Annotated in this window: 14 protein-coding genes and 1 pseudogene; 3 read left to right on the top strand and 12 right to left on the bottom strand. The window is 71.6% G+C overall.

The features are described from left to right. Positions 1-45 precede the first annotated feature (45 nt). On the bottom strand, positions 46-717 hold the full coding sequence (locus tag OHB49_RS38280) for an adenosylcobinamide amidohydrolase (protein ID WP_443079689.1): 672 nt from the start codon (positions 715-717) through the stop codon (positions 46-48). An 89-nt stretch (positions 718-806) separates the two neighbouring features. After that, on the bottom strand, positions 807-2,042 hold the full coding sequence (locus tag OHB49_RS38275; RefSeq protein ID WP_329166770.1) for a cytochrome P450 family protein: 1,236 nt from the start codon (positions 2,040-2,042) through the stop codon (positions 807-809). 148 nt (positions 2,043-2,190) lie between these two features. On the opposite strand from OHB49_RS38275, the gene OHB49_RS38270 reads away from it, so the two are divergent. Next, positions 2,191-2,334, top strand: a complete 144-nt coding sequence (locus OHB49_RS38270; protein WP_329165495.1) for a hypothetical protein — start codon at positions 2,191-2,193, stop codon at positions 2,332-2,334. Between the two features lie 60 nt (positions 2,335-2,394). Here the strand turns inward: OHB49_RS38270 and OHB49_RS38265 are convergent, their stop codons facing one another. From OHB49_RS38265 to OHB49_RS38250, 4 genes are all read right to left on the bottom strand, one after another. Then, positions 2,395-3,330: a GNAT family N-acetyltransferase gene (locus tag OHB49_RS38265; RefSeq protein ID WP_030973342.1), complete on the bottom strand. Its 936-nt coding sequence runs from the start codon at positions 3,328-3,330 to the stop codon at positions 2,395-2,397. A 115-nt stretch (positions 3,331-3,445) separates the two neighbouring features. Next, positions 3,446-3,793: a YciI family protein gene (locus OHB49_RS38260; RefSeq protein WP_030973340.1), complete on the bottom strand. Its 348-nt coding sequence runs from the start codon at positions 3,791-3,793 to the stop codon at positions 3,446-3,448. Then, a complete protein-coding gene (locus OHB49_RS38255) occupies positions 3,790-4,716 on the bottom strand; it encodes a Vgb family protein (protein ID WP_329165494.1) in 927 nt (308 codons plus the stop codon). The genes OHB49_RS38260 and OHB49_RS38255 overlap by 4 nt, the downstream gene beginning before the upstream one ends. Beyond that, complete coding sequence (locus OHB49_RS38250) at positions 4,713-5,366, bottom strand: CatB-related O-acetyltransferase (RefSeq protein ID WP_329165493.1); 654 nt, start codon at positions 5,364-5,366, stop codon at positions 4,713-4,715. Before OHB49_RS38250 ends, OHB49_RS38255 begins: the two co-directional genes overlap by 4 nt. Before the next feature lie 272 nt (positions 5,367-5,638). Here OHB49_RS38250 and OHB49_RS38245 point away from each other — a divergent pair, with 272 nt between their 5' ends. Together OHB49_RS38245 and OHB49_RS38240 are read left to right on the top strand one after the other, a co-directional pair. Continuing rightward, a complete protein-coding gene (locus OHB49_RS38245) occupies positions 5,639-6,532 on the top strand; it encodes a LysR family transcriptional regulator (protein ID WP_329165492.1) in 894 nt (297 codons plus the stop codon). A 460-nt stretch (positions 6,533-6,992) separates the two neighbouring features. Continuing rightward, positions 6,993-7,322 (top strand): annotated as a pseudogene (locus tag OHB49_RS38240) (PRC-barrel domain-containing protein); the annotation flags it as partial. 153 nt (positions 7,323-7,475) lie between these two features. Here the strand turns inward: OHB49_RS38240 and OHB49_RS38235 are convergent. The 6 genes from OHB49_RS38235 to OHB49_RS38210 form a co-directional block, all read right to left on the bottom strand. Further along, on the bottom strand, positions 7,476-8,699 hold the full coding sequence (locus OHB49_RS38235) for a beta-ketoacyl-[acyl-carrier-protein] synthase family protein (RefSeq protein WP_329165491.1): 1,224 nt from the start codon (positions 8,697-8,699) through the stop codon (positions 7,476-7,478). Continuing rightward, positions 8,696-8,974, bottom strand: coding sequence for an acyl carrier protein (locus tag OHB49_RS38230; RefSeq protein ID WP_329165490.1), 279 nt, complete (start codon positions 8,972-8,974; stop codon positions 8,696-8,698). The genes OHB49_RS38235 and OHB49_RS38230 overlap by 4 nt, the downstream gene beginning before the upstream one ends. A gap of 89 nt (positions 8,975-9,063) precedes the next feature. Continuing rightward, positions 9,064-9,237, bottom strand: coding sequence for a hypothetical protein (locus OHB49_RS38225; protein WP_158711190.1), 174 nt, complete (start codon positions 9,235-9,237; stop codon positions 9,064-9,066). Further along, on the bottom strand, positions 9,234-11,105 hold the full coding sequence (locus OHB49_RS38220; protein ID WP_329165489.1) for an acyl-CoA dehydrogenase family protein: 1,872 nt from the start codon (positions 11,103-11,105) through the stop codon (positions 9,234-9,236). The genes OHB49_RS38225 and OHB49_RS38220 overlap by 4 nt, the downstream gene beginning before the upstream one ends. Positions 11,106-11,176: 71 nt before the next feature. Next, the gene (locus tag OHB49_RS38215) at positions 11,177-12,406 is read right to left on the bottom strand and encodes a beta-ketoacyl-[acyl-carrier-protein] synthase family protein (RefSeq protein WP_030973326.1); all 1,230 of its coding nucleotides are present in this window, start codon (positions 12,404-12,406) and stop codon (positions 11,177-11,179) included. Further along, positions 12,393-13,478, bottom strand: coding sequence for a beta-ketoacyl-ACP synthase 3 (locus OHB49_RS38210; RefSeq protein WP_329166768.1), 1,086 nt, complete (start codon positions 13,476-13,478; stop codon positions 12,393-12,395). Before OHB49_RS38210 ends, OHB49_RS38215 begins: the two co-directional genes overlap by 14 nt. Positions 13,479-13,760: the final 282 nt, after the last annotated feature.

The following is a 13,760-nucleotide window of genomic DNA, read 5'->3' as shown; positions in this document are numbered from 1 at the left end:
TCCCTTCGTCGGCCGCGCCCCGCGCCGGCGCGGGGCGGTGAGAGGTCAAGGTTGCCGCAATGCGCCGTCGAGCACGGCACCGTGCACTGCTCTGGCGAGTCGCGATCCCCACCGCGAGCGCGGGCCGGCGAACGGCTGCGCCGCGGCCCCCGGTCCGGGCTCGGGTGCGGCGACGCACACGGCGTCCGTGGGGGTGCCGGAGCAGTCGAGTCCTGCGTCCAGGAGCGCCTGGACCTTCGCCTCGGTGGCGGTCGCGACCGCGTTGACCAGTGCGGCGTCGGACAGAGCCACAGGGACCGTGACGACGATATTGACCGTTCCCGGCGGCGGTGGTCCGTCGATGCCCGCAGCCGGGTCGGCGGCCCAGCCCCGTACACCGAGGCCGCTGGTCACGGTGGCGGTCACGCCCTCGTCGGAGGCGACCGTGTACGCGGTGACATCGGCCGCCGTCATCAGCGCGGCGCCGGGGCCGGCCAGGGCCTCCGCTGCAGCGATCTCGGCGAGGTGGGTATCGGGGTCGAGCCGTGGATAGCCGCCGGGCACCTGGGCGTTGAGGATCCATGCGCGCGGACCGATGCCGCCGCCGAGCACGGCGCTGCTGCACACCCGCCAGCCGGGTCCGAGTCGCCAGACGAGATGGTGCAGGGCGAGGCCGTCCTCCTGCCGGGCCAGCAGCTCGGCGCGCTGTCCGGGCGGGCGGACGAGTACGGAACGAATGGTGCACTCCCGGTGGCACAGACGACGACGGTCGGCAACCCGTCGATCATATGGGGCGGGGGCCGCAGCTCTGCGTGCGGTGTCCGGCCTCAGCCCTCGGCGGGGGTCGTGTCCGGGCGGAGCCGTACCGGCAGTGTCCGCACGCTGTTGCCGACAAAGCTGGCATGGCGCACCAGTTTCTCGTCGGGCACGGTGACGTCCAGCTCCGGGAAGCGGCGGAACAGCTGCTCCAGCGCGATCGTCGCCTCCATCCGGGCGAGCGGCGCTCCCAGGCAGTAGTGCGGTCCGTGGCCCAGGGAGAGGTGGCGGGCCGCCGATGTCCTGGCCGGCCGGGTGACGTCGAAGCGGTCGGCGTCGGGGCCGTGTACGGACGTGTCGCGTCCGGCGGCCGAGTATCCGGCGAGTACGGGGGTGCCCTGTGGGATGACGGTCCCGTCGAGGGTCAGGTCGCGGGTCGGATAGCGGAACGGGAAGTAGCTGACCGGGCTGTCCCAGCGCAGTGTCTCCTCCACCACGTCGGCCCATCCCGCGCGGCCCGTGGTGACCAGGTCGAGCTGGTCCCGGTGGGTGCACAGCGCGCGTACGGCATTGGTGACGAGGTTCAGCGTGGTCTCGTGACCGGCGATGATCATCAGGAGCAGGGTGCCGATGAGTTCGTGCCGACCGAGCCGGTCCCCGCCGTCGTCGCGGGCGGCGATCAGCGCGCTGGTGAGGTCGTCGCCGGGCTGCTCGGCGCGGTCCGCGGCGACGGTGCTGAGCAGTTCCACCAGCTCCCGGTTGGCGGCCATGGCCTCGGCGGGCCCGATGTCGGTGGCGACGATCTGGTTCGACAGATGGTGCAGGCGGTCCTGGTACCGGCCGTCGACGCCGAGGAGGTCGCAGATGACGCCCATCGGCAGTGGCATCGCGAACCCGGCGCGCAGGTCCACCGTCCCGTCGCCCTCCTCGGCCGCCGCGTCGATCCGGTCGAGCAGCTCGGCGGTCAGAGTCTCGATGCGCGGCCGGAGCGCTTCCACCCGCCGGACGGTGAACGCCTTGCTCACCAGCCCACGCAGCCGCCGGTGATCCGCATCATCGGCGGTGGTCATGCCCTGCACGGTGGCGAACGTCCGCAGCGGCCAGCCGTCGGGGATCCGTCCTTCGGTCAGCGCGGTGAAGTGGCGTGCGTCCTTTGCGACATCGGGGTGGGCGAGAAACTCCTTCAGGGCGTCATGCCCGAGCACCGCCACCCCCGGCACATCGCCCGGCAGCACGACGGACGCCACGGCGCCCCGGGTCAGCAGCCGGGCGTTGTCGGCGTGCGGGCACCCGCCGGCCGGATCCATGCGGTGTGCGCCGGCCTGCCCCGGTATCGGCGAGATGTTCAACGGGCCTCTCCTGACGGTCGTCGGCTCCGGACCGGCGGCTGACGCAGCCGTTCGGGGCGGCCGATGGGGGATGCCGATCCTACGTTCAACGCGCCCGGAACGAAGGATGGTTGGGCGTACGGACGGCTGTTTTGCGATCGCCACGGTCGTGGCGATGCGCATCGACGACGGCCTCATCACCGGGCTCCACGCCATACGCAGTCCCGAGCAACTGTCACGCATCGAGCGGGAGAGCACGGTCAGTCGTTGAGTCCGTGATGGCCTTGGGGCAGGGGGCTGATCCGCATCGCGGGTCAGACTTGTGGCCGGGTCAGTCCCAGACCAGGTTGAGGGAGCGTTCGAAGTTGACGTATCCGGCGCGAGCGAAGGACTTCGCCATGGGGACGTTGCCGAGGTCCGTCGATGCCCTTATCCGGTCGACGCCCTCGGCGGCCAGGATGCGGGTACCCTCGGCGAGGATCTCGTCGATGTAGCCATTGCCGCGGTGTGCGGGCAGGACACCGATGTACGCGATGATCGGATGGTAGCTGTTGCGGGCCGGGACCACGAAGCCCACCGGAGCGCCCCCGCCGGGGAGTTCGGCGATTCGCCACCACTCGTGCGGGCTCTTGAACCCGGCGAACTCTCCGTCGTAGTGTCGTTCCGCCGCTTCGCGCGGGCTCAGTCCGGATGACAGGTCCGCCTGGCCGTGGGCGTCGAGGGTGCCCTCCATGACCGGGGTCATCAGGGCGACGAGGTCCTCACGGTGGGCCACCGGGCGGAAGACGAGACGCCCCCTGGGCTCCGGGAGCGGGGACGACGGGGTCCACTCCAGCCGCAGCCGCTCGACCAGCAGCCGTGCGCCGGTGCTCTCCAGCACGCGCGTGCGGGAGTCGACCACCTCGCGTGCCGCGGGGTCCTCGTGCCAGTCGGGCGGGACGAAGCGGCCGTACTCCGGCAACTTCGCACCCGCCGGGAAAACGGTCGCCGTCGCCGTCTCGAACAGCCGCAGGCCTATCTCGTCGCGGTCGGCCCGGGGCAGCGTGTCGTCGATGTCGAAGAAGTCGAACTGCAGCGGGACGTCACCGCCCGGGGTCGTCCACCAGGCGAGCCGAGCGAGGAGACGGTCGCCGTCCAGGGCCACCCATGACCACTCGGGGCGGCGGCAGCCGCCGGCGAAGTCCTCGGCCAGTTCGTGGTCGAGGACGTAGGAGAGCCGGCAGAAGAGATCGATCTCCTCGGGGCCGGTCAGAGGTCGGTAGCTCACCGATGTCAGTTTCAAGTCAACTCCTGTGAAGGGATACAGCACTTCGGGCCCGGTATGTCGTGCTGGTCAGGCACGCCGGATGTCCGGGCAGAGGGCGACGCGGGCCGCATGGCGCTCAGGCCGATTCGAGTATCGGGCGGATTTCGAGCGCCTCCGGGGTGGGGAAGCCGCGGGCCACCTCGATAGCCTCGGCGTGGTCGGCAACTTCCAGTACGAACCAGCCGCCGAGGGTCTCCTCGCCGCTGTGCACGGGCCCCTCGGTCACCGCTGCGGACCCGTCCGCCGTCTTGCGCACAGTGACGGGGCCCCGGTGCTCGGTGTCGAGGGCGTCTCCGCCCACCAGTTTGCCCGCTGCCGCGAGTTCGCCGATCCAGGTCTCGTAGGCCTTCCGGTAGCCGTCGCGGTCGGCCTGGATCCGGGCGCGTGACGCATGCGTCTCGAAGATCACAAGGGCGTATTTCATGAGGCGTTCCTCTGTTCGGTGTTCATGGTGGTTCTGGTGGTGTCCGGTTCGATGCGGGCCAGTGCGCCCACCTCCAAGGCCGTCCACAGGGCGCCGTCCGGGCCCACTGTGATCCCGTGCGGCTCGGAGGCCGGGGTGGGTAGGTCATGGACGGCGAGCTTGCCGTCCGAGGTGACCGAGCCGACGCGGTTGCCGCCCCACTCGGTGAACCACGCCGTGCCGTCGGCGTCGGTGGTGACGGCGTGCGGCCGGGCGGAACGGTCGGGCAGCGGGTACTCGGTGATCCGGCCGCCGGGTGCCATCCGGCCGATCTGACCGGCCGCGATCTCGGTGAACCAGACACTTCCGTCCGGGCTCACGGCGATGCCCACCGGCGCGGCCGCCTCGGTGGGCAGCTCATGCACCGTGATGCGGCCGTTCATGCCGATACGGCCGATGGCGTTGGCCTGGTTCATCGTGAACCACATCGCGTCCCCGGCCGCGGCGATCGCGGAGGGGAACGCTCCGGTGCGTGGCAGCGGGTACTCCGTGGCCGTTCCGTCGGTGGTGATGCGGCCGATGCGGTCGGCGGCGGTCTCGGTGAACCACAGCGCGCCGTCCGGCCCTTCGGCGATACCGAAAGGCCCGCACTCCGCGGTCGGCAGCGTGAACTCGGTCACCCGGCCGGCCGTCGTGATCCGCCCGATCCGGTGCGCCCGGTACTCCGTGAACCACAGCGCGCCGTCCGGCCCGTTGCTGATGACCGTCGGGCCGCTGTCCGGGGCGAGTTGATGACTGGTCGGCTCCTGCCCCGGGTTCAGCCGGCCGATCCTGCCGCTGTGCACCATGGTGAACCACAGCGCGCCGTCCGGTCCGGTGGTGATCGCGTACGGGCCGCTGTCGCGACCGGACACCGCGTGCTCCTCGATGGCCGGGGGCGTCACTGCTGCTCCAGACCTTCGGCGGTGGCGATGCGCTCGATGTCCTGCGGGGATCCGGCCATGATGGTGCGGGCGTGCGCGGTCACCAGCTCGACGGGCCAGTCCCACCAGGCGGCCCGGGTGAGCCGTTCGATGTCGCTGTCGTCGAAGCGCTGTCTGATCGTCCGGGCCGGGTTCCCGCCCACGATGGTGTACGGCGGCACGTCGGCGGTGACCATCGCTCCGGCCGCGATCACTGCGCCGTCGCCGATCCGTACCCCCGGCATCAGGGTGGCTCCGTATCCGAACCACACGTCGTTGCCGACCACCGTGTCACCGCGGCTGGGCATGCCGGCGACGAGGTCGAGGGTCCGCTCGGTCCACTCCCCGCCGAACATGGTGAAGGGGAAGGTGGACACCCCCATCGACGGGTGGTCCGCGCCCGCCATCAAGAACCGGGTGCCCGTGGCGATCGCGCAGTACTTGCCGATGGTCAGCCGTTCCGGACCGTAGGCGTACAGCACATTTCGCTGCGCGAAGTCGGTCGCCCCGTCGGGGTCGTCGTAGTAGGTGAAGTCACCCACCACGACGTTCGTCCCGGCAACCAGCGGCTTGAGGAAGACGACCCGCTCGTGGGCGGGCAGGGGATGGACGGTGCTCGGGTCAGGTGCCACGCGGCAGTCTCTCCGTGGGGGTTCGTACTCGGCGGGCGGAGCGCAGGACGGCGAGGGCCCACGCCCGATGAGGTACGCGCCTCCCGGACCGTCGGCCGACTTGAGCGGGCTGGTCCTGCCGCCTCGCGCCGGCTCATGTCACCCGCGGGAGGCCTCCGGCCTGGTCCCCAGCATGCATACCGGGGAAGCCCGGGAACAACGGCCGATCTTGTTATGGTCGTTAACCCAGAGGTTCACGACTCCGGGGACCAGAATGGAATCGGGGGGACAGCGTGGAACTGCGGGACATAGAGATCTTCCTGACGCTCGCGGAGGAGCTCCACTTCGGCCGCAGCGCCGAACGCCTGCATGTCTCCCCGGCCCGCGTCAGCCAGGCGATCAAGAAACAGGAACGCGCCATCGGCGCCCAGCTCTTCGAGCGCACCAGCCACCACGTGCGGATGACTCCTGTCGGAGAGGTGTTGCTCCAGCGGCTGAAGCCGGCATATGAGGGCATCCAGGACGCCATAGCGGAGGTGACCACCGTCGACCGCCACACGGCCGGCACGCTGACACTGGGGGTCATGGGCGCACAGATGCACGACATGGCCCCGGTCCTGACCCGCTTCCGGGCCCGGCACCCGTCCGTCCAACTGCGTTTCCGGGAAGTGTTCTTCAGCGATCCGTTCGGAGCCTTGCGGGCCGGCGAGGTCGACGCGGTGACCACTTGGCTGCCGGTTCGCGAGCCGGACCTGACCGTCGGTGTGGTGCTGCGCGAGGAACCTCTCAACCTGATGGTGTGCGCGGATCATCCGCTCGCCCGGCAGGAGTCGGTGAGCACGGAGGTGCTCGGCGATCACATCGTGCCGCGCCTGAATGGCCCCATACCCGCCTACTGGGAGGCCGCCGTCCTGCCGGCCCGCACTCCGGCCGGACGCCCCGTCCGCCGCGGCCCGGCCGTCACCACCTTCAACGAGATCCTTGCACTCGTCGCGGCAGGCGACGCAGTCTGCACCGTCCCCGACGAGGGACGGCGTTACAACGCTCAGACCGACGTCGTCTACCTCCCCCTCCACGATTCCCCGCCCGTCCAGTGGGCCCTGATCTGGCGCACGGACCGCGCGACCCCGCTGGTACGCGCACTCGCCCAGGCGGCGACGGACTGCGGGGACTCAACCACGCGTTAGAGATGTGCTGGCGTCGGTGTCCGTGTCCCCTGGTCTCCATCCGGGCCCGTCCGCGATCGGTCGCTCTGGCCGCCGGCCGGACCCATCTCCTCGGCGACACCCCCGATGGGGAGATCGACGCGGAGACGGACTCCTTCGTAGACCGGCGGCGGGCGCGGGCCACGCTCATCGAGACCGCTCCGTCCGCGCGGACCATGCGTACCTGAGACGCCGAGCGAGGTCCGCCCGGTGTGCGTGTCCGCATGTCACGGACCCACGCGGCCCTACGAGGTCCCACCCGAACGGCCCAGTGCACGGACGGGGGCCCCACCGGTGTCGCACTGCGCTCCCGGGGACGTTGCGGACGGCCGTGCCGGGCCGAGAGGTTGCACCGTCCATCCGGGTGAGGCGCGATGGAGTCCGGACGCGCCTTCCCCGGTGGGCCCGCCCACGGACGCGCCCGGGCGAGGAGGAATCGGGCATGGCAGACCCTGACGGTTTCACGGATCCCGGAGAGCTCGAGGGCCTGACGGTGTACGACACCGCGGGCGAGAGGGTGGGCAGCGTGGGGCGGGTGTATGTCGACGACGACACCGGCCGGCCGGACTGGATCACGGTGAGAACCGGCCTGTTCGGTATGAAGGAGAGTTTCGTGCCGCTCGTCGGGGCCCGCAAGGTTGGCTCCGACCTGCACATCAAGCATCCGAAGGAAAGTGTCAAGGAAGCCCCCAGGGTGGACGCGGACGCGCATCTCTCGGTGGCCGAGGAGGAGGAGCTCTACCGGCACTACGACCTGACCGGGAAGCTCGGAGGACAGGCACGGTGACCTGGCGCGTGCGGGCGAACAGCGACAAGCCGCCGGAGCAGCCCGCGACAACGCCGCAGGACCGCGCCGGTCACGACGTCGCGTACCACGATGCCATCCGGGCCAGTTCGGCATGGCGAACCGCCGGTACCGCACGGCTTACGGGCGCTGGAGGGCGATCACGGCGTTGTGGCCGCCGAACCCGAAGGAGTGGCTCACTGCGCGGCGGACCGGCTGCAGGAGAGGTGCCTTGGTGACGCAGGCGATGTCGAACTCGGGTGCCGGGGCGTCCAGATTGGCGATCGGTGGTACGACTCCGTGCTGGAGCGTGAGGATCGTCAGCCCGGCCTCGATGGCTCCGGCTGCCCCCATGCAGTGACCCAGCACTCCCTTGGGAGCCGTGACGGGCGGCCGGTGCGGATAGACCTGGCCGATGAGGGCGGCTTCGGTGGCATCGCCCAGCGGTGTCGACGTGCCGTGCGCGTTGACGTGTTCGACCTCCTCGGCCCGCCAGCCCGCGTCCCGCAGCGCCGCCTCGACGGCGGCCCGGGCGACGGCGCCGGACGGATGCGGGCTGGTGGGATGGTGGGCGTCGGTGGTCGCCCCCGCACCTGCCAGCAGAGCCCTCGGCACTGCGCCCCGCATGCGGGCGTCGTCCGCCCGCTCCAGCACCATGAGGGCGGCGCCCTCACCCATGACGAGGCCGGCACGATCGGCCGCGAACGGCCGGCAGAGCCGGGCCGGATCGCCGTCCCTGCGGGCGGCGGCGCCGGACCGGGCGAAGCCGGTCATGGCGACCGGGAAGACGATGGACTCGGTGGCACCGGCGATCGCGATGTCGCACTGGCCGGTGACCAGCAGGTCCCGGGCCACGGACAGCGCGGTGACCCCGGACGAACAGGCGGTGCACGGCGCCAGGCTGGGACCCGTGGCCCGCATCCGGATGGCGATCTCGGCCGCGGGCATGTTCGGGATGGTGAGCAGGATGCCGGACGGGGAGGTGGCCTCCGGCCCGCGCCGGTCGAGTGCGACGGCCTGTTCGGTCAGGCCGGCGGACCCTCCGCTGCTGGTGCCGACGACGACGGCCACCCGGCTGCCGTCCCATTCGGCCGGGTCGAGTCCTGCGTCCGCGACCGCCTCCCGTGCCGCGAGGACGGCGAACTTGACGTACTTCCCCATCCGGTACGCCGTCCGGCCGCCGACCGCCTCGTCCAGATCGATGCCGGAGACCGTGCACGCGAAGTCGATCTCGCACGCTTCGAGTTCGGGGACGGTGCGGGCGGGCGAGATCCCGGAGCAGACCCCGTTCCAGGTGGTTTCGGTGTCGTTGCCGGCCGGGGTGATCATCCCCAGGCCGGTGACGACGACGGCGGGCCTGTTCATCGGGGGTTGCTCATCGCTGCCTCGCCGCCCGCCGTCGTCACGCCGCCGAACGTCTCGTCGATGAACCGGGTGATGTCGGCCAGGGTGGCGTCCCTGTAGAGCTTGTCGGAGCCGGCGTCGACGCCCAGCTTCTCCTTGACGATGACGGCGAACTCGGCGACGGCGAGCGAGTCCATCTCCAGGCTGTCCATGGTGGAGTCCGGGAGGATCTCGGCGGCGGGCACCTTGAAGGTGCCGATGAGGATGTCGGTGATCTCGGGATGAATCGTGCTCATGATCTTCCTCTTCGTTCTGTGGTGCAGGTGCGTCGGGCCGGGTGAATGCACCGTCCCGACGCCGAAGTAACGGGATGACGTTCCTCCAGTTACGCCTTGCGGCGAACCGATTCGCCTACGCCCGTACGCGCGTTCGCACGGCGCCGGGCGAGAAGGGATGTGGTGCCCCAGTACGCCAGCAGCACCGCCCGGACACCGAGGGCCGCCGCGGCCTCCCGTACCCGGCGCGTGCGCCCGGCGGCCCGCTCCTGCGGGGCCGTCACCGCTCCCCCTCGGTCCCGGCGGCGGTCTGCCACGCCGCCTCCGGGTCGTCGTACGCGTCGGCGTAGTCGGCGCCCGCGATGGGCCAGTCCGCGAGCACCTCCTCCGGCAGCGCGAAGGACTCGATCAGGGTGGGCAGATGCGCGGCGACATCCGCGATGAGCCGCTCGACGACGTCCGGCAGAGCGTCGACCTGGTCGATGGTCAGACGACCGGCGGCGAGCAGATCGCCGCTGTTGCGGTCCACCCACCGGAGGGCGAACAGCCGCTGCAGTTCCGCGAGTCGGGCACGTGCGGGCCCCTCGGGCAGGCCGGCGACCGCGTCCGCGTACGCCTCGGCCGCCTGCCGGTGGGCGTGGGCCTCGACGCCGCGCAGCGCCGGCCCGGACGCCGCGTTCCACCGGTCCAGCGGACCGTCGTTCCGGGCGCCGCTCATCCGCGCCCTGGCCCGGCCGAACCAGAGATCCTCCACATGCGCGTGCAGCCGCCCGAGGAACCGGGGGTCGGCGAGATCTCCGGGCGCGGCATCAGGAGTGCTCTCTTGCGGAGTCTGCGGAGCGGCGAACAACATTTCGGCAGCGGCCTTGGCGTGGATGGCCATGTTGTCCCCCTCAGCGGTGATCACGCCCTCCGCACCGGCTACGAGGTCGGCCATGCCGTTGTTCTCCAACAACGCCTGCGCTCCGCACCGTTCACGGCACTCGACGATGACCGCGCGAGCCCGCCAGGTGATCCACCCCTTCGCCACGGCGACCAGCCGCTCCGCCTCGGCCCGCCCCGTCGCCGCGCCCGGACCCGTGCCGGCCTGTGCCTCCCACCGGTCGAGGGCTCTGCGGTGCAGCAGGCTCATCGCGAAGACAGTGGCCATGGCCTCGGCCAGCGGCCCGTGGTGGCTGCGGTGGGCGATCACCGGCACCGGCTGCGTGGCGCGCGGACCGGAGATGTACCGGTGGCCGCCGTAGCGGACCGCGACGGCCAGCGTCGCGCGCGCGGCGCCGACCGCGCAGGCGCTCATGGAGATCTTGCCGACCGTGACGCGCCCGATCGAGGTGAGGAAGCGACGCCTGCGATTTCCCATGGCGCTGCTGAACTCCCCGTTGTCGCCTACCCGTCCGTGCTCGCCGCCGAGCAGCGCCTCGCGTTCCACGAAGACCTGGTCGAAGGAGGTCAGACAGTGGTCGATCGGGCTGCCCAGGCGTGCCGGGAGCCTGCGGACCCGTACCCCGGGCAGCGGCCGCAGCTCGTCGGTGAGGGGCACCAGAAAGAGAAAGACCCCGTGGTCGGCGCCGTCGGCCAGCAGGCGTGCCGCGACCAGTCCCGTCTTGGGGCCGCCGGCCGGGCTGGCGTTGGGCATGAACTTCTGTGCCCCGGAGTGCGGGGTGTGCAGGACGAATCCGTCGCGTGCGCGGTCGTACGTCGCGGTCGTCTCGACGGCCACCGCATCATTGCCGTGTGCCACCTCCGTACACAGGAAGGTGCCGATGCGCCGTAGTCGGAGGAAGTCCGACAGATCGCGACGGGTGTCACCGTCATGGTCGAGGAGGCTGCCGAGGAAGAGGTTGTAGTGGATGCCCGCGACGGTGGTGAGTGCCGGGTCCACCGGGCCGATCCACTCGTGCAGGGCGGCCAGGGCGCGCGGGTCGGTGGCCGTTCCGGCGGCGCTGTCCAGGCTGCTGTTGAGGATCCTCAGCCGTTCGTACGCGAGGGAGAGGCGCTCGTCGGGTGTGCGGTCGACGGGACGGCGGAACGGTTCCGTGGCGATCAGCTGACGCCAGGAGCCGTGCTCCTGGCGGAAGTCACCCCCGAAGAGCACACCTTTGAGGAGGTCCGCGGTGGCCTCGGTGACGATGCTGTCGATCGTTGCGGTCATGAATACCAGAACGACCGATGAACGGCGAGGACACACTTCCTCGCCGTCCGTTGCACAGGCGGGACAACCGGTCAGGCCCGCTCGAAGGCCAGCGCGACGTTGTGTCCGCCGAAGCCGAAGGAGTGGCTGACGGCCCGCCGGACGTCCTGCCGGCGCGGTTCCTTGGTCACACAGTCGAGATCCCACCCGTCCGGCAGCGCGTCCAGGTTGGCGATCGGCGGAACGATGCCATGTTCCAGCGTCAGTACGGTCGCCACCGCCTCGATCGCACCGGCAGCGGCGAGGGTGTGCCCGATCACCCCTTTCGCGGCGGTGAGGGAAGGACGGTGCGGGAAGAGCCGGGAGACGAGCTCGGTCTCCATCGCGTCGTTGAGCGGGGTGGACGTGCCGTGCGCGTTGATGTGGTCGACATCGCGGGGGGTCCAGCCCGCCTCGGACAGGGCCGCCTCCACCGCCTGTTGCGCACCGCAGCCGTCGGGTGCGGGAGCTGTGGGGTGGCGGGCGTCCGTACTGGCACCCGCGCCCGTCAGCAGCGCGCGCAGCCGGCCGCCGCGGGCACGGGCGTCGGCGGTCCGCTCCAGTACGAGCATGGCGGCGCCCTCGCCGAGGACGAACCCGTCCCGGTCCGCGGCGAACGGCCGCGACGCGCCCGCCGGATCGCTTGTCCGGGTGGAGAGCGCCCCCATCTTCGCGAAGGCCGCCACCACCAGGGGTGTCAGCACGGACTCCGCCCCGCCCGCCACCACGGTGTCGCACCGGCCGCTGGTCAGCAGGTCGCGGGCGACAGCGATCGCGGTGGACCCGGAGGCGCAGGCGGTGGCGGGCGCGAGGCTGGGACCCTGAGCTCGGAGCTCGATCGCGACCTCACCGGCCGCCGCGTTCGGGATCATCATCGGCACCAGCAGCGGAGAGACCGCCTCCGGTCCGGCGTCGTCCAGTTTGCGGACGTTGTCGACGAGCAGGGACACGCCGCCGACGCCGACCCCGACCACCACTCCGACCCTGGATCCGTCCCAGGTCTCCGGGGAGAGTCCGGCGTCAGCCACAGCCTGCCGGGCGGCGATCAGGGCCAGTTTCACGAACCGTCCCATCCGCCATACCGATCGGCCGCCCACCACCTGGTCCAGGTCGATCCCGTCGACCGGGCAGGCGAAGTCGACCGGCAGTCCTGCCAGTTCGTCGCAGCGCCGCGCCATGGAGCGCCCCGCGCACAGCCCCTCCCAGAAGGTGTGTTCATCGGCGCCGGCGGGGGTCACCAGCCCCACTCCCGTCACCGCGACCCCCATGTCAGCCTGCGTCATGTTCTGTTCCCTCCGTCGCGCACCGTGCGTCGTTCGTGCGGGTTCCCGGCCAGCGAAGAGCGGCGGACCCCCAGGTCAGACCGCCTCCGAAGGCGGTGATCAGCATCTGGTCGCCGGCTCGGAACCGGCCCTCGGAGGCGGCGTCGGCGAGCGCCAGCGGAATCGATGCGGCGCCTGTGTTCCCCACCCGTTCCAGGTGCGTGACACAGCGCCGCGGGTCGATGCCGACACGGGCGGACACCGCCCGCAGGATCCGCGCGTTGGCCTGGTGCGGTACGAAGTGGTCGACGTCGGCGGCGTCCCACCCCACCTTGGCCAGCAGCGCCCGGCAGGATCCTGTCATCCGCTCGACGGCGTGCTGGTACACGGCAGGTCCTTGCATGCGGAAGAACTCGTCCCCCTCGGTGGCCTGCTCCGGCGTCGAGCGGGACCGCGCACCGCCCCCGGGCACGGTGATCAGGTCGTACCCGGTGCCGTCGCTGCCCAGATCGAAGGCGAGCAGTTCACCGGGGGTCCCCGCCCGCCCGGCCCCCACGAGTGCCGCCCCGGCCCCGTCGCCGAACACCACGCCCGCCGACCGGTCGGCCGGGTCCAGCCAGGCCGAGTACACATCCGCGCCCACCAGCAGCACCCGGTCGTGGAGACCGGCGGCCACGAGTCCCCGGCAGACGGCGAGCCCGTAGACGAAGCCGCTGCACGCGGCGCCGATGTCGAATGCGGGGACCGTTCCCAGACCGAGCCGGGCAGCGAGGGCGGGGGCCGTGCCGGGACAGGGATGGTCCGGAGTGGTGGTCGCGAGCACGAGTGCGTCCACCGGCCCGGCGGCGGTCGAACCGCCGTCGCCGACCAGTCGCCGGGCGGCTTCGAAGGCGACGTCCCCGGTGGCCAGGCCCACCCCGGCCCGGTGGCGGCTGACGATGCCGGTGCGGGCGCGTACCCAGGCATCGTCCACGCCCCACGCGGCGGGCAACGCGTCATTGCCCACCGGCTCCCCCGGCACCCACCCCGCGACGGCTTCCAGGACCGCGGTCCGTACGGCGGCCGGGCCGGGGCCCTGGCCGGGCACGGTCACGGGCCGGGCGGACGAACCGGTGAGCCGTTCCGTGTCCCGCTCACTCTCCGGCTGCACGCCGCCGTCGAGTACGTATCCCCTCGCCACTCGCTGCTCCGATTCCGTGCTCGATCACGCCTGCCGGCTGTCGAACGGCCGTCGCCCCGGCGAGGATGCGCTTACTGGGCCGAACGGGGGCGCGCGAAGCCCGAGGGCGTGAACGCGTACCCCCCGCGAGCCCCCTGGCTCACCCTTTCGCAGCAACTCGCCGCGCTGCACGGACGCGCAGGGCATCCCCTTGGG

This window comes from Streptomyces sp. NBC_01717, from assembly GCF_036248255.1.
Lineage (GTDB): Bacteria > Actinomycetota > Actinomycetes > Streptomycetales > Streptomycetaceae > Streptomyces.
This window is presented reverse-complemented; position numbering and strand designations above follow the sequence as displayed.